Origin of the sequence: Pantoea sp. MBLJ3, assembly GCF_000816655.1 — a bacterium.
GTDB classification, from domain to species: Bacteria; Pseudomonadota; Gammaproteobacteria; order Enterobacterales; family Enterobacteriaceae; genus Pantoea; species Pantoea eucalypti.
This window is the reverse complement of the sequence record NZ_JSUT01000036.1, coordinates 1-777: the sequence shown is the minus strand read 5'-3', so window position 1 is coordinate 777 and position 777 is coordinate 1. Positions and strand designations below refer to the sequence as shown.

Annotated in this window: 2 protein-coding genes; one reads left to right on the top strand and one right to left on the bottom strand. The window is 51.6% G+C overall.

Going from position 1 to position 777, the window contains the following annotated elements:
- A partial coding sequence (locus NP77_RS22580; RefSeq protein WP_039662042.1) for an LLM class flavin-dependent oxidoreductase occupies positions 1-268 on the bottom strand: 268 nt, incomplete at its 3' end.
- Between the two features lie 276 nt (positions 269-544).
- On the opposite strand from NP77_RS22580, the gene NP77_RS22575 reads away from it, so the two are divergent.
- Positions 545-777, top strand: a 233-nt coding sequence (locus NP77_RS22575) for a sigma 54-interacting transcriptional regulator (protein WP_039662040.1), incomplete at its 3' end; no start/stop codon positions are given.

Here is a 777-nt window from a genome sequence, read left to right as displayed (position 1 = left end):
GTTGCAGACCAGGGCGAACCGCCACTAAATAGCGCAGCGTTTTGGTGACCGGCGCCAGGGCCGAGGCAACCAGCCATGAATCCTCGCAGCTTTTACCGGTCGGGATTAATACACCGTAGTAGCCCAGATTATCTGCCGCCAGCGCAATCTGCTGTAAATAGGGTAAATCAACCGCTCTGCCGCCTTCTGTGGTGCCCAGATAGCGCCCATCACCGTGGGTGGGCAGAAACCAGAAAAGGTTAAGATTTTCCTTTGTCGCATGGCTCATTAGCAGATTCCTTTATAACGATATTTTAATTTATTACATAGGGACTAACGCTTTGGTTATATCGCTATTTGCAGAATGTGTGCCAGTGTGTATTTTGTTTTTTTATCATTAAAATTCAATTGCTTATAGCAAACAGGAATTGCGCTATCCTGCTGCATTTGCGGCAGATAAAGCTGCAGACTGCTGCAATGGCAACAACCCGGCTCGTTTCGCCCCCTCGTTTCCGCCACTGCCACGCGGTATGGTCATGGCTTTCCTGTTAATCCGGTAAACAAGATGCAGATATCCAGCCCTGAGTTAATTGATCCCGCATCGCGCGCCTTTAAAAGCGTACTGGATCAGCTCGCGCCTACCGATGCAACGGTACTGATCATCGGTGAAACCGGCACCGGCAAAGAGGTGATGGCGCGCTATCTGCATCATCATAGCGCCCGCAGCCGGCAGCCATTTCTGGCGGTCAATTGCGGGGCACTCACCGAGAGCCTGGCGGAGTCAGAGCTGTTCGGTCA